Origin of the sequence: Stenotrophomonas sp. 610A2, assembly GCF_030549615.1 — a bacterium.
Lineage (GTDB): Bacteria > Pseudomonadota > Gammaproteobacteria > Xanthomonadales > Xanthomonadaceae > Stenotrophomonas > Stenotrophomonas pigmentata.
In genome coordinates this window covers 500232-518035 of the sequence record NZ_CP130832.1, presented here as the reverse complement: position 1 = coordinate 518035, position 17804 = coordinate 500232, and the positions used below count along the sequence as shown (strand labels likewise).

Here is a 17804-nt window from a genome sequence, read left to right as displayed (position 1 = left end):
GGGCAAGCGCAGCGCACCCGGGAGCAGGAGATACGGCGGTCAGCACCCTATGCGCCAACAGCCCCGGGTGCGCAGCGCTTACCCGGGCTACCGTGGGTGCTGCTTATGCCGCCGGTGCCTGCGCACGTGCCATGCGCGCCTTGCGCACACCCGCCACCGCGAACACCACCAGGCCAGCCCAGATCAGGCAGAAGCCGACCAGCTGACTGGCATTGAAGGCTTCACGGAACACCAGCACCCCGACCAGGAACTGCAGGGTCGGCGCGATGTACTGCAGCAGGCCGACCACGGTCAGCGGCACCCGCCGCACGCCGAAGGCGAAGGCAATCAGCGGGATCGCGCTGACCGCGCCGGCCAGCACCAGCAGCACGTCGTTGCCAACGCCCCAACCGGAAATGAAACCGCCGCCATGGCCGGCCTCGGCCCAGATCACATAAGCCAGCGCCGGTGCCACCATGAACAGGCTTTCCACACCCAGCCCGCTCACCGCATCGACAACCACCAGCTTGCGCAGCAGGCCATACAGGCCAAAGGTGATGGACAGGCCAATCGCGATCCACGGCGGACGGCCGCTCTGCCAGGTCAGCCAGGCCACGCCCAGGGCTGCCAGCGCCACCGCCAACCACTGCAGCTTGCCGAGCCGCTCACCGAGCACCATCACCCCGAGCAGCACGCTCAGTAGCGGGTTGATGAAGTAGCCAAGGCTGGTCTCGACCACGTGGCCGGCGTTCACCGCCCAGATGTACAGGCTCCAGTTCAGCGCGATCAGCAGGCTGGACAGGCCCAGCAGCCAGAACCGGCGCGGCGTGGCCCATACCTCGGTCAACCAGCCCCAGCCGCGCATGATGCCCAGCCCACCGACCAGCAGCACCGCGCTCCAGACAATGCGGTGGGCAATGATCAGGAACGACGGCACCTCCTTGAGCAGGTGCCAGTACAGCGGGAACAGGCCCCAGATGACGAAGGCCAGGGTGGTGGCCCATAGGCCGTTGCGGGTTTCGCTGTTGCTGTTCATGCGCGACGCAGCCTTGCAAGGGTGATGACCACGACGCCGGCCAGGATCACCGCCATCGCGCCAAGATCGGAAATGCTGAAACGCTCATGCGCGATCCACGCGCCCAGCGCCACGGCAATCACCGGATTGACGTAGGCATAGCTGCTGGCCAGCACCGGGCGCACGTTGTGCAGCAGCCACACGTAGGCGGTAAAGGCGATGATCGAGCCGAATACGGTCAGGTAGCTCACCGACAACAGACCCTGCAGGTTGGGTAGCGCGCTGATGCGTTCACCGCGCAGCAGGCCAACACTGATCAGCACCACGCCACCACACAGCATCTGCCCGGCGGCCGTCATGAACGGCGATGGCAGGTCGCGGCTGCGCGACCAGATCGAGCCACCGGCCCAGCCCAGCGGCGCGATCAGCAACAAAATCAGCCCGGTCGGCGTCGCGGTCAGGCTGCTGCCGGCGTTGAGCCAGACCACGCCGACGAAACCAATGGCGATGCCCAGCCACTCGCCAAGCGTGGCCTTCTCGCCACGGATGGCCGAGAACAGCGCCATCCACAAGGGCACCGAGGCCACCGCCACCGCTGCCAGACCGGACGACACATCGCGTTCGGCCAGCACCACCATGCCATTGCCGAGGAACAGCAGGCACACCCCCATCACCGCCACGGTCTTCCACTGCGCGCGGGTAGGCGCGGCGACGCCACGCCAGCGCAGGAAGGCATAGAGCAGGCTGCCGGCGAGCAGGAAGCGCGTGCCGGAGATCACCGTCAGCGGCGGCAGCCCGCTTTCCAGCGCGAGATGAATGCCGAGATAGGTCGACCCCCACACCACGTAGACCAGGAACAAGGCCAAAACGACAAGGCCACCCCTGGGAGGAGCAGCCGGCGTGGATACGGGGGAGGACATGAGGCGGTGCCACCATTCGGGGGAAGGTGAATTCTAGGGCACAGCGGCGCCGAGATCAGTCTGAAAAACAGCATGCTGTATTCGTTTGGCAAGCTACCTACATCATCCATACACGCACTGCGGTAGCGTGGAGGCAAGCACAACGTCACCACGGCGTGCGTCGTCCGGCCCTTGGCCATCAAGCGAGGACAGCTCCTGCATGAACACCGTCACCGCCAGCGCACCGGCAGCCTCCGACCGCGCCGCCCTGCGCCGCTCCATCTCCAATACCTTGAAGGGCTCGGCCGGCAATCTGGTCGAGTGGTACGACGTCTATGTGTACTCGGTGTTCGCGGTGTACTTCGAGTCGCAGTTCTTCTCGGCCGCCGACAAGAACTCCACCATCTACGTGTGGGCGATCTTCGCGGCCACCTTCCTGATGCGGCCGATCGGCGCCTGGTACTTCGGCCGTTTCGCCGACCGCTATGGCCGCCGCCGCGCACTGACGGTTTCAGTGACGGTGATGGCGGCCTGCTCGTTCCTGATCGCGATCACCCCGACCGCCGCGCAGATCGGTGGCGCGGCGGCGCTGATCCTGTTGTTCGCGCGGCTGGCACAGGGTTTCGCCACCGGTGGCGAGTACGGCACCAGCGCCACCTACATGTCCGAAGCGGCGATCCCCGGCCGGCGCGGCTTCCTGTCCTCGTTCCACTACGTCACCCTGGTTGGCGGCCACGTACTGGCGCAGCTGACCCTGCTCGGCATGTTGCTGCTGTGGGACAAGCCCGAGATTTCCGCCTGGGGTTGGCGCATCGCCTTCGGCATCGGCGGCATCGCCGCCATCGTGGTGTTCTGGTTGCGCCGGAGCATGGACGAATCACTGACCTCCGATTCCATCGAAGCCGCGAAGGATGGCCGCGCCAAGGCATCCGGCTCGATGTACGAACTGTTCGTGCACCAGTGGCGGCCGTTGCTGTTGTGCTTCCTGATCACCGCAGGTGGCACGGTTGCCTTCTACACCTACTCGGTGAACGGGCCGAAGATGATCCAGAGCGCGTTTGCGGGTAACGACGTAATGACCGGGACCGTGATCAACCTCGGCGTGCTCACCTTCCTGATGCTGCTGCAACCGGTGGGTGGCTGGCTGTCGGACATCGTTGGCCGCAAGAGCCTGCTGGTGTTCTTCGGCGTCGGCGGCGTGCTCTACAGCTGGTACATGATCACCCAGCTTCCGCAGCAGCATGATCCACTGATGGCCTTCCTGGTGCTGGCAGTCGGCTTCGTCATCCTGACCGGCTATACCTCGATCAATGCAGTGGTGAAGGCCGAGCTGTTCCCGACACATGTGCGTGCCTTGGGTGTGGGCTTTGGCTACGCGATGGCTAATTCACTGTTCGGCGGTACTGCGCCGTTGCTGTACCAGGGCGCGCTGAAGACCGGGCATGTGGATACGTTTGCGATCTACGTGACGGCGGTGATTGCGGTGTCGCTGGTGGTCTATGTGTTCTTTCTGGAGAACAAGGGGCCGAACTGGTTGGATGGTACGCGCCGATAAGGCAGTACAAGCAATGGAGCCGACGTGGCTTGGGGCTTGGATGAGAGCAAAAAAGCCGGCGGAACAAGTCCGCCGGCCTTCTCATCACTCAGTGCAGAACAAGGCCATTCAACGCCGAGCGGAATCACTCGCTTCACGCGCAGCCTCGAACTCCGCGCCCTTCTGCCAGGTCGGCCACTTCCGGCTGTTGGCCAGCTCCAGACCCATGTCATAAACCAGCAAGGTATCGGCGGCCAGACCACGCGCATCCCACTGCGGCGACCACGCATCGCAGGCCTGGTGGTAGCACTTGGCGAAATAGGCATCACGCAGCGCGCGGCCGGCGGCAACGCCGCCGTCCAGCTTGTCCAGCCCAGCGCCGACAGTGATCGCCGGAACACCCTTGCGGGCAAACGCGAAGTGGTCGGCGCGGTAGAAGAAACCAGCCTCCAGGTTCGGATCCGGTGACCAGCGACGGCCACGTGCCTGTGCAACGCGTTGCACATCGTCTTCCAGCGAAACCCGGCCATTGCCCCAGGTCGCGATATCAGCAGTTTCACCGTCCGGGCTGAACATCTCGATGTTCAACACCGCCGCGGTGGTTTCCAGCGGTGCCAGCGGGTGCGCGGCGTAATAGCTGGCACCAAGCAGGCCCTTCTCTTCGGCCGTCAACGCGATGAAGTACAGCGAGCGCTGCGGGCGCGGGCCGGCGGCGAACACGCGGCCCAACTCCAGCACCGAGGCCACGCCGGTGGCGTTGTCGATGGCGCCGTGACGCACGGTCTGGCCGCTTGCGTCCGGCTGGCCGACGCCGAAGGCATCCCAGTGCGCCGAGAAGATCACCGATTCCTGCGGATGGCTGCTGCCTTCAAGCTTGGCCACCACATTGCGGGTGACCACGCGCTCACGATTGACCCAGAAGCTGGTGGTGAGGCTCGCGTCGCCCAGCTCGACAGGACGGAAGTCGGCCTTCATCGCCTTGCGCTTCTCGGTCTCGAAATCGAGGCCAGCGGCGCTGAAGATGCGCTCAGCCAGCGCCCGCTGCATCCAGCCGCGTACCGGCGTATGCGCGGCCTGGGCCTCGTCGTTGCTGCGTTCGATATCGAACAGCGGCGAAGTGCCGGACGCCTTCACTGTTGCCCACGGATAGGCGGCCGGAGCGGTCTCGTGCACGATCAGCACGCCCTCGGCGCCGCGGCGTGCGGCTTCCTCGAATTTGTAGGTCCAACGGCCGTAATAGGTGACCGCCTTGCCGTCGAACGCACCCGGCGCTTCGGTTTCGAAGTCGGCGTCATTGATCAGCACGACGGCGATCTTGCCGCTCAGGTCCAGGCCCTTGTAATCGTCCCAATGCCGTTCCGGCGCGGAGATGCCGTAGCCGATGAACACCAGCGGTGTGTCCTGCTGGTCGACCACACCGAACGGGCTGAGGCTCTGCAGGGTGATGTCCTCACCGTTGACCAGGGGCACCGACTTGCCGTTCAAGCTCAGGCTGGCCTGTACCGGGCCATCCACCGTCGCGCGGACCAGCGGCACTTCCTGCACCCAGCTGCCGTCCTTGCCGCCCGGCTGCAGGCCGGCCTTGCGGAATTCGTCGACCAGATAGTCCACCGTGCGCTGCTCACCGGCCGAGGCCGGGGCGCGGCCTTCAAACTCGTCCGAGGCGAGGATGCGCACATGTCGCGACAATGCTTCCGGATCGATGCCACCGCCGGGCAGGTCATTGGCCGCCGAGGCGATACCGCCCACGAACAGGCAGGAGGACAGCAGCAGGATGCGCATCGGGTTCACGGCAACTACCAACGACAGAATGAATGGCAGATTCTAACCGCCATTGCCTTGGTAGGCGCGACAGCGCTGTAGTGCCGAGCCATGCTCGGCAGGCGCTCCACCGGGAAGGCCCCTGCCGAGCATGGCTCGGCACTACCGGTTTTTGTCGCGGTCCAGCCAGCAGGCCAGACCTTGCGCGTTGAGTTCGATGTCCATCGCCAGCACGCGCAGCACCACTGCCGCGTCCAGCGGGCTGCCCTGCAACCTCAACCGCGCTACGTACAACCCACCCAGCGCGTCCACCAGCAGGCGATGCCGCTCCGGCTCGCCGTTGCAGCGTTGTGCGATCGCCACCATTGCGTCGATCTGTTCGTGCAGGTCCCTGGCCAATCGCGCGGTTTCTTCGACGCGGCCGTAATGGGTCAGGTACATCCCTTCGGGTGATTCGCGCATCAAGCGTTCGATCGAAGCATGCATCGCCTCCGGCTCGAACTGCACCGGCGACGAGGTGGGGATGATGAACGCACCACCGGCATGGTCCAGCTCGCGGTACGACAGACCGAAAGTATCGCCGGTGAACCAGCTGCGGCTGGCTGCGTCCCACACGCAGAAGTGATGCCGGGCGTGCCCCGGCGTATCCACGCAGACCAGCTCACGGCCTGCCAATGACACCCGATGCCCATCCTCGGCAACCACCACACGCTCGGCCGGCACCGGCACGATCCGGCCATAGCTGCGCGCGATCTCGGCTTCGCCGTACACCGCCGTTGCACCGGCAATCAGCCGGGTCGGATCGATCATGTGCTGGGCGCCGCGCGGGTGTACCACCAGCTTTGCATTGGGCAACTGCTGCATCAACGCACCGGCACCGCCGGCATGATCCAGGTGCACATGGGTGACGATCAGCCAATCAATGTCCGCAGGCGTCAACCCCGCCTGCGCAATGCAGGCCAGCAGATTCGGCAGGGAATGTGTGGTGCCGCAATCGACGAACGCGCCGCGCCCATCCTGCACGATCAGGTAGGCCGCATCGAAGTGATCGCGCTGGAACGCGGTGTCGATGGTGTGGATGCCATAGGCAGCGGACATGCGGAGACTCCGGCAGAAACTGGCTTCGATCCTGCCAGCCGCCTTGCCCGCACTCAACCCGGACTTTTGTCGCAGCCGTACCGGCTCAGTGCTGCAGCACGCGCGGGCGCAGCAGCAGGGCAAGCACCATCACCGCCAGGAAGCCGCCGTAGGCGTACAGCACGGCCAGGATCTGCTTCCACAGGCCTTCGGCCACCTCGGTGGCGCCCACGTGGTAGCCCCACAACATGAAGCCGATGCTGGCCACCAGGGCCAGCACCAGCATCGATGCATCAAACAAAGTACGTGTGCGATTGCGCGGCTGGCGCGGGAACCACCAGTACAGCGCCGCCATCACGCAGAACCAGGGGAGAAACAACAACAACGACAACCAGGCCATCGACGTGCTCCTCCACAGGGTGATTACTCCTTCGCCGCTGCCTCGCGCAGTTCGCGCAACGCCGCCAGCACCGGCTCCACTTCCACTTCGACCTTGAACAGTTCGCTCTGCAGCGCATCGCCCTGCTCGGCCTGCTTGAGCACGGCGATCAACTGGCCGGCATCGCGCGGCGAGTCAAAGCCCTCGCTCTGGATCAGCAGCGTGCCTTCGCCATCGAGCAGCTTGAAGTAGAAGCGGCCATCCTTTTCGCGGTACTGCTTGAACAGCGGCAGCGCCGCCTTGGCAGCGACCGCCGCCTTGGGCTTGTCACCGGCGGCAGACAGGTCACGCAGGCCAACAGCGTGGCGCAGTTCCTTCAGCAGCGGGATGGCGAACTGCTCGCGCAGCTGCTGGCCACGCTTGCGCAGGATGGCTTCGATCTTCTCGGGCTCGGCCATCAAGGCGTTGTAGCGCTCGCGCAGCGGCGACAGCTCGGCGTCGATGCGTTCGAACAGCTGCTGCTTGGCATCGCCCCAGCTGATGCCCTCGGCAAAGGCCTTGGCGAAGACTGCGGTCTGCTCCGGGCTGGCGAAAGCCTGGTACATCTGGAACAGCGCCGAGCCTTCTGTGTCCTTGGGCTCGCCGGGCAGGCGCGAGTCGGTGAGGATGGAGAACACCAGCTTCTTCAGCTCATCGCGCGGCACGAACAGCGGGATGGTGTTGCTGTAGCTCTTGCTCATCTTGCGGCCGTCCAGGCCTGCCAGGGTGGCCACCTGTTCGTCGATGATCACTTCCGGCAGGGCGAAGTACTCCTTGCCGTAGACGTGGTTGAAGCGCTGGGCGAAATCGCGCGCCATCTCGATGTGCTGGATCTGGTCGCGACCCACCGGCACCTTGTTGGCGTTGAAAATCAGGATATCGGCGGCCATCAGCACCGGGTACATGAACAGGCCGGCGCTGACGCCTGCGTCGTCGTCGAGCTGTTCCTCGCGGTTCTTGTCCACCGCCGCCTTGTAGGCATGGGCGCGGTTGAGGATGCCCTTGCTGGCAACCACGGTGAGGAACCACATCAGCTCGGTGGTTTCCGGGATGTCGCTCTGGCGGTAGAACCACACCTTGTCCGGGTCCAGGCCGCAGGCCAGCCAACTGGCCGCGATCTCCAGGGTCGAACGCTGGGTGCGCTCGGGCTCCTGCGCCTTGATCAGGCTGTGCAGGTCGGCCAGGAAGAAGAAGCTCTCGATATCCGAGGCCTGGCTGGCGGCGATGGCCGGGCGGATCGCGCCGACGTAATTGCCGAGGTGGGGAGTGCCGGAGGGGGTGATGCCGGTGAGGACGCGGGTAGTCATGTAAACCAAGCTGACGAGCGGATGAACCGGGCCAGTGTAACCGCCCCAGCCTGTCCCCGCCCTCAACCCCATTGCCCGCGCCTGGCCGTTTCAAGCCACGTACCCCGCCAAGGAGCCTGCCATGTACCGTTTTCTAGCCAGTGTGTTGTCGGTTGTCGCGCTATGCGGGTTCAGCCCGGTACGGCCGGCAGATGAGGGTCCGGTGCAGCTGTCGGTGATCGACCGCGACGACGGGCAGGAGCTGGACCTGTACCCGCACCGGGGCCAGCAATGGGTGGCCGGCAGCCCCGGCCACCGCTACAGCGTGCGCATGCAGAACCGCAGCGGCCAGCGCGTGCTGGTGGTGCTGTCGGTGGACGGGGTCAACGCCATCACCGGCCAGACCGCCTCGCCCAGCCAGTCCGGCTATGTACTGGAGCCGTGGCAGAGCAGCGAGATCACCGGCTGGCGCAAATCCAATGCCGAGGTGGCGCAGTTCGTGTTCACCAGCTCCAGCGACAGCTATGCCAGCCGTACCGGTCGCCCGGCCAATGTCGGGGTGATCGGCATCGCGGTGTTCAACGAGGCACGTCGCCCGGTGTATGACGTGCGCCCGCTGCCGGCGCCAAGGCCTGCGCCGCGACCGATGCCGCAGTACGAGGACCGTGCCGAGGCCAGTGCCAGCGCAAATTCCAGCGGGCGGGCGGCTGAAGCCGCTGCACCCAGTGCGATGGCCAAGAGTGAATCGCGGCAGCGGCTGGGCACCGGTCACGGTGAGCGTGAGTGGTCGAGCTCGTCGCTGACCAGCTTCGAGCGTGCAAGCCGTAATCCGGTACAGGTCAGCGAGGTGCGTTATGACTCGCGGCAGCGGCTGGTGGCGTTGGGCGTATTGCCGCGCGGCCATCGTCGCGTGGACAACTCGCCGCAGGCCTTCCCGAGTGGTTTCGTACCGGACCCGCCGGTGCGTGGGCGCTGATTGCTAAACCAGATTGCCATTGATTTGTGGGAGCGGCGTGAGCCGCGAAGCTGACATTGCCCCAACGCTTGCAAGTTGTGCCATCTGATGAACCCCCTGCTTCGCGGCTCACGCCGCTCCTACAAAAAGGCAAAAAAGAAGCCGATGCCAGAGGACTGGCATCGGCTTCTGATTGAGGCAGACGACTTCCGTCAATCACCCGGCATCAGTGGTAATCCGGGTAGTCCTTGTGCAGCGCTTTCTGGAAGTCGCGCACTTCGGTTTCCGCGCGGTCCTTGGCCCAGCCATAGCGTTCCTGCAGGCGACCTGCGAGGTATTCGGCGTTGCCTTCAGCCACCTTCATGTCGTCATCGGTGATATCGCCCCACTTGGCCTGTACCTTGCCCTTGAGCTGGGTCCACTTGCCGGAAATGATGTCTTTGTTCATTACGCTTCTCCTGCGGATACGCGGTTGATTCGCGTGGGACCAGCTTCGCCGCCGCGCCGTTGGCATCAGGTCCATGTTTCGTTGTGTGCTGCTGACTTTGGTGAACATCGCTTCAGCTAGCGGACTCCGTGCATGAAAAAGGCCGGCATTGCCGGCCTTTTCGTTCATCTGCAGGACCCTGCCGGATCAATGACCCTTGGCAGCATCCTCCACCTTTTCACCGGCCTTCTGCACGTCCTTGCCTGCACCGGCAACGGTATTGCAGCCAGCCAACACCGCGACCGAGAACAGCGACAACATCATCAGGGCAACCAAACGCTTCATGTGTTTCTCCTGTGGTGGTTCCATCGGTGCGGCCCACAACGGGCCGCGTGTTCATCAGCACTTGCCGTCTTTGCAATCCTGCGCCTTGTCTTCGACCTTTTCACCGGCCTTCTGCATGTCCTTGCCGGCGCCCGCCACGGTATTGCAGCCGCTGAGCATGCCAACCGAGAACGCGCCCACCAGGGCCAACATCAACAGTCGCTTCATCATTCGTCTTCTCCTCCCTTCAATGCGGATGCCGTGGCCGGTGACCAGCGGCAGGCAGTCCGCGTGTGAAGACGAATCTGGCGGCTCGGCCGTGTGCTCCGCGTGAAGTCGCGCAGCACACGTTCAGTGATGTCGGTCGATTGTTAATCGCGCATCAGCGTGGATTTGCCGAACAGACTCTCCACCAGGTCCACCGCAAGTTCGGCGGTGCGGTTCTGGTGATCAAGCAGCGGGTTCAACTCGACGATGTCCAGCGAGCCCATCAAGCCGGTGTCGGCAATCATCTCCATCACCAGCTGTGCTTCGCGGTAATTGACGCCGCCGGGAACCGTGGTGCCGACGCCCGGCGCGATGCTGGGGTCGAGGAAGTCCACGTCGAAACTGACATGCAGATGGGTGTTGGCATCGATGCCGTGCAACGCGGCTTCCATCGTCCGCTTCATCCCGGCTTCGTCGATGTAACGCATGTCGTAGACATCAACTCGGTGCTGCTTGATCAGGCGCTTCTCTTCCGGATCAACCGAGCGGATGCCGATCTGGTGCACCTGCCACGGCGCGATCGCCGGGGCACTGCCGCCGAGGTGGGTCAAGCCTTCCGGCCCGAGGCCACACAGGCAGGCCACCGGCATGCCATGGATGTTGCCCGACGGAGTGACATCGGAGGTGTTGAAGTCCGAATGCGCATCCAGCCACAGCACGCGCAACTGCTTGCCCTGCTCACGGCACCAGCGTGCGACCGCAGTGATCGAACCAACGCCCAGGCAATGGTCGCCACCGAGCATGATCGGCATGCGGCCTTCCTTCAGCTCGGCGTAGCTGGCTTCCATCAGTGCGTGGTTCCATGCCACCACTTCGTCGAGATGACGGTAGCCCTGTACCGGGCCGGTCCATGGATTACGCGGACCATCGAGGTTGCCGATGTCGCGCACATCAACGCCGCGCTCCACCAGCGCCTCGGGCAGGCCGGCGATACGCAGCGCCTCCGGGCCCAGCCGCGCACCGCGCGCGCCGGCACCCACATCGGTAGGCACGCCAATCAGCGACACCGGACGAAAACTGCTCATACCACCTCCGTTGCAAATGAAATCAGTTTAGCGAGCCGACCCGCATCCGCCTTGCGGCAGCGCAGCAGGCATAGCCGGATTGTGCGCGGCGAAGATGACTTTTATCAGGCAGCGCCAGCGCTGCCGGGAGGATACTCGCGCCGTGAACACGACCTCGCCCACGCCAGTCCTCCTTGCCGCCCCACACCGGCTGTTGTTCTTCATCGGCGTGAGCAATCTCGGCCTGGCGATGGGCTGGTGGGCGCTGTGGCTGGGTGGACTGCAGCTGGGCAATCCCCTGCCCGCACCCGCCGTGCCGCCGGCATGGCTGCACGGGCTGTGGATGCAGTATCTGGTGCTGCCGAGCTTCATCTTCGGCTTCCTGCTGACGGTGTTCCCGCGCTGGATGGGATTGCCAGCACTGCCGCGATGGCAGTACGCCGGGGTCGGCGGCGGCCTGTTCGGCGCGCAGATCACGCTGCTTGCGGCCAGCCTAGGCTGGCAGCCGGGAGTGTGGCTGGCCCTGTTGTTGGGATTGCTGGGTTGGGCGTTCGGCCTGGTCGCACTTGGCCGTTTGCTGCTGCAGGAGAAAGGTCGCACCTGGCATGCGTGGTCGTGCTGGTCCGGCTTGCTGCTGGGCTGGATAGGCCTGCTCTGCTTCGCCATCGCTGCCGCAGGCGGCGATGTCCGAGGGCAGGCACTGAGCGTGTCGATCGGCACCTTCACACTGTTGCTGCCGATCTACGCCAGCGTCGCCCATCGCATGTTTCCGTTCTTCGCCGGCAACGTGGTGCCGGGTTACCAGGCGTGGCGGCCACCGCAATGGCTGGCGATCCTGTGGGCGCTGTGCCTGCTGCACCTGCTCGGCGAATCGCTGCTGCTGCCGCTGGTCACGCTGCTGGCCGACGCCGGCTTGCTGCTGCTGTCGTTGTACTCGCTGTGGCGCTGGTGGCCGCGCGGTCCCAAGCCGCCGCTGTTGAGCGTGCTGTTTTACGGGCTGGCGTGGTGGCCGTTGGCGATGCTGTTGTATCTGCTGCAGGACATCGCCGCGCTCGCCGGCCACGCGGGTTGGCTGGAACGCGCACCGCTGCATGCCTTGGCGATTGGTTTGTTTGGGAGCTTGTTGGTGGCGATGGTCACACGTGTGACCCAAGGTCATTCCGGGCGTGCGCTGGTGATGCCGATGGTCGCCTGGATCGCCCTGCTCGGCCTGCAACTGGTTGCACTGCTACGCATCCTCGCTCCGCTGCTGGACGATCCCTGGCGCTGGCATGCCGTGGCTGCTGCTGGCTGGCTGCTGGTGCTTGCGCCGTGGCTGCTGCGGTTGGGGTGGATCTACTGGCGCCCGCGTGCGGATGGAAAGCCGGACTGAGCGCTGTGCTCAGACCTGCACACGGCCGTCGGCCAGATGCACCACCTGCTGGCCGAACACGTCCACGTCTTCCGGATCATGGCTGATCAGCAGCAGCGGAATGCCGGTCTGGTCCAACACGGTTTCCAATTCCTGGCGCAGATGCGCACGCAGGGCGTGGTCGAGCGCAGCGAACGGCTCATCCAACAGCAGCGCCTGCGGCCTGGTCACCAGCGCCCGCGCCAAGGCGGTGCGCTGACGCTGGCCGCCGGAGATCTGCGCGGGCAACAGGTCTCCGAGGTGATCGATGCGGAACGCCTGCAACCATTGCTCGACCGCCTCGATACGACGGCTCCGCGGCGGATTCAACAGGCCTCGCTGCAGGCCAAAACCCACGTTCTGCCGCACCGTCAGGTGCGGGAACAAGGCGTAGTCCTGGAACACATAGCCGATGCGGCGCCGCTGCGGTGAGAGGTTGATACCTGCCGCCGCATCGAACAGCGCCTGCCCGTGCATGCGGATCACACCGGCATCCGGCCGCAGCAACCCGGCCACCGCCTTCAAGGTCAAACTCTTGCCTGCGCCAGACGGACCGAACAACACCACATTCGGCTGGGTGCAGCGCAAGGCCGCCTGCAGCTGGAACTGCTGGCCAGCCGCGCTCAGAAGGCGTTGGACGTCCAACTCAAGCCACATTGCGCGCCCCCTCCTGCCGCCGTCCGACCAGCCGCGCAGCGAGCAGCAGCACGCTGATGCAGACCAGCGAGGACAGCAGCACCAAGGCATTGGCACGGCCGTCGTTGCCGGCCTGCACCGCTTCGTAGATGGCGATGGACAAGGTCTGGGTGCGCCCGGGAATACTGCCGGCGACCATGATGGTGGCGCCGAACTCGCCCATCGCACGGGCGAACGCCAGCAACAGGCCGGCAAGAATGCCGCGCCATGCCAGCGGCAAGGTCACCCGGAAGAACAGCGCCAGTTCGGACACGCCCAAGGTGCGTGCAGCCTGTTCCAGCTGCCCATCAACGTCTTCAAATGCCGCACGCGCTGGTTTGAACACCAGCGGGAACGAAGCCACCGCAGCAGCAATCACCGCAGCCTGCCAGGTAAACACAAGATTGATGCCGAAACTGCTCTCCAGCCATGCGCCGAGCGGGCCCTTGCTGCCGATCAGCACCAGCAGGTAATAACCAAGCACCGTTGGCGGCAACACCATCGGCAAGGTGAACACCGTGTCCAGCAACTCACGGCCAGGAAAGCGCCGCCGCGCCAGCAAGGCGCCGAATCCGACACCGAGCACGAGGTTGATCGCGGTCGCCCAGCCGGCCACCTTCAACGACAACCACAGCGCGCTCCAGTCCAGATCCACCATCAAGGGCTGCCGAACCCGTGCCTGTGCAGGATGGCCTGGCCCGGCGCCGAGCGCACGAAGGCGATGAAGCGCCTGGCTTCGGCGGCATTGCGGCTGCTCTTCACCATTGCCAGCGGATAGCTGATGCCGCCGGCAACCGGCACCTGGAAGGCGCGCTGCACGCGCTCGCTCATCGCCTGTGCGTCGGTGGCATAGACGAAGCCTGCATCCACTTCACCACGCGCCACGTAGTCCAGCGATTGCCGCACGTTCTGGGTGCTGATCATCTTGGCCTGCATCGTCGGCCACAAGCCGGCCTGCTGCAGCGCACCGCGTGCATAGCGGCCTACCGGCACGCTGTCGGGGTTGCCGATGGCGACGCGCTTCACATCGGCCTTGGCCAGTGCCGCCAACGTGGTCGGCTTGTTGCTGGCCTGCGGCGGCACCACCACCCACAGGCTGTTCTGCGCGAATACGTGCTGCGTCGTTGGATCAATCAGGCCTTCGGTGCTGGCCTGCGCCATCGTGGCCTGGTCGGCCGAGGCCAGCACATCGACCGGCGCGCCGCGCGCGATCTGCTGCAGCAAGGTGCCGGAGGCGGCGAAGTTCAAATCAACCTTCGTGCCCGGGTTGGCTTTTTCGTACGCAGCGGAAATCTCGCGGAAACTCTCGGTCAGGCTGGATGCAGCGGAGACCGTCAGTTCAGCCGCGCTTGCCGGCAGGGTGGCAGCCAGCAACAACAACGCCCACAGCTTGTTCATGCATGCATCCTCGGTTGGGCATCATTCGCTTGCATCATCGGTGGCCGCCATCAGCGCCAGGCGCTCGGGTTGCAGCAGGATGATCTCACGCTGCTTCACCGCAATGACTTCCTCGTCACTCAACCGCCGCAGTACGCGGCTGGCGGTTTCTGGAGCCATGCGCAGGTAGTTGGCGATTTCGGTGCGGGTCATGGTCAGGTTGAAGCGGTGTGCGGAAAATCCACGCCGCGCGTAGCGGTTGGAGATATCCAGCAGGAACGCGGCCATGCGTTCCTCGGTGCGGTAGTTGGCGGCCAGCAAGGCGGCCTTGCCGATCTCGGCGCTGAGCAGGCTGAACAGCTTGGCCTGCAGGCCAGGCATGCGGCTGGCCAGCATGCTGATGCGCGGAAACGAGATACGGCACAGGTGCACGGTATCCAGCGCCACCGCATTGCAGGGATAGCGCGAACCGTGGATGGCGTTCAGGCCAATGACTTCGCCTGGCAGCGAGAAACCCAGCACCTGTTCATTGCCGAGACTGTCGTCGACAAAGGTCTTGACCATGCCAGCGCGCACCGCAGCGATTGCATCGAAGGGCTCACCCGCGCGGAAGATGTAGTCGCCCGCATGGTAGGGCCCAACGTGGTCGACCATCACGTGCAGCTCGTTCAGCGCGGTCTTGTCGTAGCCCTGCGAGCTGCAGGCATCGGAGAACGCACAGGTCGTGCAGAAATGCAGCGCGTCACCGTCGCCGGCAGCGGCTGGATTCGGTGTCGCGGTTCCCAGGGGGCCGCGCGGTGGGGGCGTAGGTGACGTCATTCCGTTTTCAAGCAACAGCAGCCAAGGGGCGGAAGCACGCTGCGATCATACGCCACAGCAGCTCACCTTCGTTCTGGATCAACAACATGTCGCCGTCACGCCGTAGCCAGCCGCGTTCGATGAACATGCCGACGCGCGCCCATGCGTGCTCGAAGCAGGCGTCGAATGGCTGCGCGTTGCGCCATTCGAACGCGCCCATATCCAACGCGTGGTCGCAGGCCAGGCTCTGCACCACCTCATCGGTCATGCGTTCATGCTCGGAAAGAATAAGCCCGGAGGATATCCCCGGCTGCCCCACCACCAGGCAGGCGCGCCAATTGCGCAGCTCCGGCTCGATGCGGCAGATGACATCGCCGATCTGGCTGCAGGCACCCACACCGATGCCGAGCAAATCATGGCGTTCGCGCCGCGGCACACCGAGCAGGTCACAATGACGCTGGCCATCGCCGTTGCGCGACGGCATCGGCAGGTCCGGCCGCTGGTAGTGATCGCCGCCCAGCGGCAGGTAGCCACCAGCACGCAACAGCCGCCATGCCTGCAGCCAGTCCGTTGGCAAGGGGTACTCGGGCAGCAAGGCGGGCGACGGCAGGATGATGCGTTCGGGTGCCAGCTCCAGCACACGCTGCAACCGCCGCAGGAACGACACATCGGCGTAGCACGGCACCCGCAGCTGGTAATAGCAGGCGGTGAACCCGGCCTGCTGGGCTTGCGCCAGCATTGCCGGTCCGTCGACGCCGGCATGGTCGATCACCGTCATCCGCGTGCAGCCAACCTCACGCAAGGAAGCCGGTGCGACATCGCTGGCCGCATCAAGACGCACCTCGACCTGCGGGCGGGCGATGGTGCACAGCTGCTCCGGCACCGCGTCCAACAGGCGGCCCAGTAGCGCAGGTGGCAGATGTTCGACGATGCCGGGCTGCAGCACCATGGCCGCCACTTCGCGGTCGCTGGCCAGCATGTTGGCATGCAGGCGCAGGCAGACCAGCAGCGCGTCCAGCACGTTCTCGGCGCGCTCCAGGTCATGCGGTGGTGCGCAGAACCCCAAGGTGAGCGCGCGCGGAATCAGATGCTCGTTGCTGGCCTGCATGGCTGCGCGCCAGCCGGCCTCGGCGAAGCCAGGACTCAGCTCCGCCGGCGCCGGGAACAGCACGTGCGCGGGCTGCTGCAGCAAAGCAACATGCAATGTGGCGTCATCCATCCCGGCGGTCTCTACTGACATGCATCCATCCTCGCGCACGGACCGCCGGTTTTCACTGATCTGGATCAAGCCCGGCGCTGTTTCTCCGCAGCTGCGGCGTCGATGGCTTCAGGCAGGTCGGTCTCGCGATCCAGCTGCGGGAAGTTGCGACGCTCCATCCGACGGATGGCGAAGTGCATCCACGCCAGCGCAATGCTGACCAGCACGAACAGCAGCATGAAGCAGCTGCTCCAGATGCCTAGCGCATCATTCAAGGCGCCAAACACGATGGGCAGGATGAAGCCGCCGAGGCCACCGATCATGCCGACCACACCACCAACCGAGCCCACGTGCTGCGGGTAGTAAACCGGGATGTGCTTGTACACCGCGGCCTTGCCCAGCGACATGAAGAAGCCGAGCACGAATACCAGCACGGTGAACAGGGTCACGCTGATCGCCAGGTGGAAACTGATCTCGCCGTGTATGCCCTGCACGATGTAGCGGGTATCCGGATAGGCCAGAATGAAGGTGCAGATCACCGACACACCCAGCGTCCAGTACATCACCCGCCGTGCACCGATGCGGTCGGACATCCAGCCGCCCACCACCCGGAACAGGCTGGCCGGGATCGAATAACACGCAGCCAGTACGCCTGCGGTGCCCACATCCATGCCGTAGGCGCCGACCAGATAGTGCGGCAGCCACAGTGCCAGCGCGACGAAGCCGCCGAACACGAAGAAGTAATACAGCGAGAAGCGCCACACCTGCAGGTTCTTCAGCGGTGCCATCTGCTCGGCGAAGGACATCGGCTTGACGCCACTGCGGCGGCGGTCCTCCAGCGAAGGATCTTCCTTGCTGAACAGATAGAACAGCACGGCGGTCACCGCCAGACCGACGGCCCACAGCTTGGCCACCATCATCCAACCCGAGGCCACCATCACCAGCGGCGCCAGCAGCTTGGTTACGGCCGACCCGATGTTGCCGGCACCAAAGATGCCCAGCGCGGTGCCCTGCTTCTCCGCCGGGAACCACTTGGACACATAGGTGACGCCGACCGAGAAGTTACCGCCGGCGATGCCGACGAACAAGGCCGCCAGCAGGAACTGCGGGTAGGTCTGTGCATAGGTCAGCAGCCAGGTCGCGACTGCGCCGCACAGCATCACCAGGGTCATCACCTTGCGGCCACCGAACTGATCGGACCAGATGCCGAGGAAGACGCGGATCACCGAGCCGGTCAATACCGGGGTGGCGATCAGCAGGCCGAACTGAGTGTCATTCAAACCCAGTTGCTCGCTGATCTGGATGCCGATGATGGCGAAGATCATCCACACCGCGAAACACACGGTGAAGGCGAAGGTACTCAGCCACAGCGCACGTTGTTGTTCGCCGCTGCTGATGTTCTGCAAATTCTGGCTCATTG

General features: G+C 64.8%; 19 protein-coding genes. 3 read left to right on the top strand and 16 right to left on the bottom strand.

The window, feature by feature from the left end; genetic code table 11:
• Nucleotides 1-103 precede the first annotated feature (103 nt).
• Together rarD and yedA are read right to left on the bottom strand one after the other, a co-directional pair.
• Entirely contained in the window at nucleotides 104-1015 is a 912-nt protein-coding gene (gene rarD / locus Q5Z11_RS02255; RefSeq protein WP_303748528.1) for an EamA family transporter RarD, read from the bottom strand.
• A complete protein-coding gene (yedA, locus tag Q5Z11_RS02250) occupies nucleotides 1012-1914 on the bottom strand; it encodes a drug/metabolite exporter YedA (RefSeq protein WP_303748527.1) in 903 nt (300 codons plus the stop codon). The genes rarD and yedA overlap by 4 nt, the downstream gene beginning before the upstream one ends.
• A 199-nt stretch (nucleotides 1915-2113) precedes the next feature.
• Between yedA and Q5Z11_RS02245 the strand changes: the two genes are divergently transcribed.
• Nucleotides 2114-3448 (top strand): MFS transporter, encoded by a 1335-nt coding sequence (locus Q5Z11_RS02245; RefSeq protein WP_303748526.1) that lies wholly within the window; start codon nucleotides 2114-2116, stop codon nucleotides 3446-3448.
• Between the two features lie 108 nt (nucleotides 3449-3556).
• Here Q5Z11_RS02245 and Q5Z11_RS02240 read toward each other — a convergent pair whose 3' ends face one another.
• From Q5Z11_RS02240 to Q5Z11_RS02225, 4 genes are all read right to left on the bottom strand, one after another.
• A complete protein-coding gene (locus Q5Z11_RS02240; RefSeq protein WP_303748525.1) occupies nucleotides 3557-5209 on the bottom strand; it encodes a M28 family metallopeptidase in 1653 nt (550 codons plus the stop codon).
• Between the two features lie 141 nt (nucleotides 5210-5350).
• The gene (locus Q5Z11_RS02235; protein ID WP_303748524.1) at nucleotides 5351-6286 is read right to left on the bottom strand and encodes an MBL fold metallo-hydrolase; all 936 of its coding nucleotides are present in this window, start codon (nucleotides 6284-6286) and stop codon (nucleotides 5351-5353) included.
• An 85-nt stretch (nucleotides 6287-6371) separates the two neighbouring features.
• On the bottom strand, nucleotides 6372-6665 hold the full coding sequence (locus tag Q5Z11_RS02230) for a hypothetical protein (RefSeq protein ID WP_303748523.1): 294 nt from the start codon (nucleotides 6663-6665) through the stop codon (nucleotides 6372-6374).
• A gap of 23 nt (nucleotides 6666-6688) precedes the next feature.
• The gene (locus Q5Z11_RS02225; RefSeq protein ID WP_303748522.1) at nucleotides 6689-7990 is read right to left on the bottom strand and encodes a tryptophan--tRNA ligase; all 1302 of its coding nucleotides are present in this window, start codon (nucleotides 7988-7990) and stop codon (nucleotides 6689-6691) included.
• Between the two features lie 121 nt (nucleotides 7991-8111).
• Between Q5Z11_RS02225 and Q5Z11_RS02220 the strand changes: the two genes are divergently transcribed.
• Nucleotides 8112-8945 (top strand): hypothetical protein, encoded by an 834-nt coding sequence (locus Q5Z11_RS02220; protein WP_303748521.1) that lies wholly within the window; start codon nucleotides 8112-8114, stop codon nucleotides 8943-8945.
• Between the two features lie 205 nt (nucleotides 8946-9150).
• Here the strand turns inward: Q5Z11_RS02220 and Q5Z11_RS02215 are convergent, their stop codons facing one another.
• The 4 genes from Q5Z11_RS02215 to rocF all read right to left on the bottom strand — a co-directional run bounded on the left by Q5Z11_RS02215 (nucleotide 9151) and on the right by rocF (nucleotide 10967).
• Entirely contained in the window at nucleotides 9151-9372 is a 222-nt protein-coding gene (locus Q5Z11_RS02215) for a CsbD family protein (protein ID WP_282269033.1), read from the bottom strand.
• Between the two features lie 186 nt (nucleotides 9373-9558).
• On the bottom strand, nucleotides 9559-9696 hold the full coding sequence (locus Q5Z11_RS02210; RefSeq protein ID WP_303748520.1) for an entericidin A/B family lipoprotein: 138 nt from the start codon (nucleotides 9694-9696) through the stop codon (nucleotides 9559-9561).
• A 54-nt stretch (nucleotides 9697-9750) separates the two neighbouring features.
• Complete coding sequence (locus Q5Z11_RS02205) at nucleotides 9751-9903, bottom strand: entericidin A/B family lipoprotein (RefSeq protein ID WP_296248941.1); 153 nt, start codon at nucleotides 9901-9903, stop codon at nucleotides 9751-9753.
• 143 nt (nucleotides 9904-10046) lie between these two features.
• Nucleotides 10047-10967: an arginase gene (gene rocF / locus Q5Z11_RS02200; RefSeq protein ID WP_303748519.1), complete on the bottom strand. Its 921-nt coding sequence runs from the start codon at nucleotides 10965-10967 to the stop codon at nucleotides 10047-10049.
• 142 nt (nucleotides 10968-11109) lie between these two features.
• Here rocF and Q5Z11_RS02195 point away from each other — a divergent pair, with 142 nt between their 5' ends.
• Nucleotides 11110-12318 (top strand): NnrS family protein, encoded by a 1209-nt coding sequence (locus Q5Z11_RS02195; RefSeq protein ID WP_303748518.1) that lies wholly within the window; start codon nucleotides 11110-11112, stop codon nucleotides 12316-12318.
• 9 nt (nucleotides 12319-12327) lie between these two features.
• Here the strand turns inward: Q5Z11_RS02195 and Q5Z11_RS02190 are convergent, their stop codons facing one another.
• Genes Q5Z11_RS02190 through Q5Z11_RS02165 form a run of 6 tightly spaced genes read right to left on the bottom strand, consistent with a single transcriptional unit; the run spans nucleotide 12328 to nucleotide 17802 of the window.
• The gene (locus Q5Z11_RS02190) at nucleotides 12328-12993 is read right to left on the bottom strand and encodes a sulfate/molybdate ABC transporter ATP-binding protein (protein WP_303748517.1); all 666 of its coding nucleotides are present in this window, start codon (nucleotides 12991-12993) and stop codon (nucleotides 12328-12330) included.
• Nucleotides 12983-13666, bottom strand: coding sequence for a molybdate ABC transporter permease subunit (modB, locus tag Q5Z11_RS02185; protein WP_303749953.1), 684 nt, complete (start codon nucleotides 13664-13666; stop codon nucleotides 12983-12985). The genes Q5Z11_RS02190 and modB overlap by 11 nt, the downstream gene beginning before the upstream one ends.
• 2 nt (nucleotides 13667-13668) lie before the next feature.
• Nucleotides 13669-14409 carry a molybdate ABC transporter substrate-binding protein gene (modA, locus tag Q5Z11_RS02180; RefSeq protein ID WP_303748516.1) on the bottom strand — a complete coding sequence of 247 codons (741 nt, stop codon included), beginning with the start codon at nucleotides 14407-14409 and terminating at the stop codon, nucleotides 13669-13671.
• Between the two features lie 21 nt (nucleotides 14410-14430).
• A complete protein-coding gene (locus Q5Z11_RS02175; RefSeq protein ID WP_197606663.1) occupies nucleotides 14431-15207 on the bottom strand; it encodes a helix-turn-helix domain-containing protein in 777 nt (258 codons plus the stop codon).
• 7 nt (nucleotides 15208-15214) lie between these two features.
• Entirely contained in the window at nucleotides 15215-16426 is a 1212-nt protein-coding gene (locus Q5Z11_RS02170) for an oxygen-independent coproporphyrinogen III oxidase (protein ID WP_303748515.1), read from the bottom strand.
• 44 nt (nucleotides 16427-16470) lie between these two features.
• Nucleotides 16471-17802: an MFS transporter gene (locus tag Q5Z11_RS02165; RefSeq protein ID WP_303748514.1), complete on the bottom strand. Its 1332-nt coding sequence runs from the start codon at nucleotides 17800-17802 to the stop codon at nucleotides 16471-16473.
• Between the last annotated feature and the right edge of the window lie 2 nt (nucleotides 17803-17804).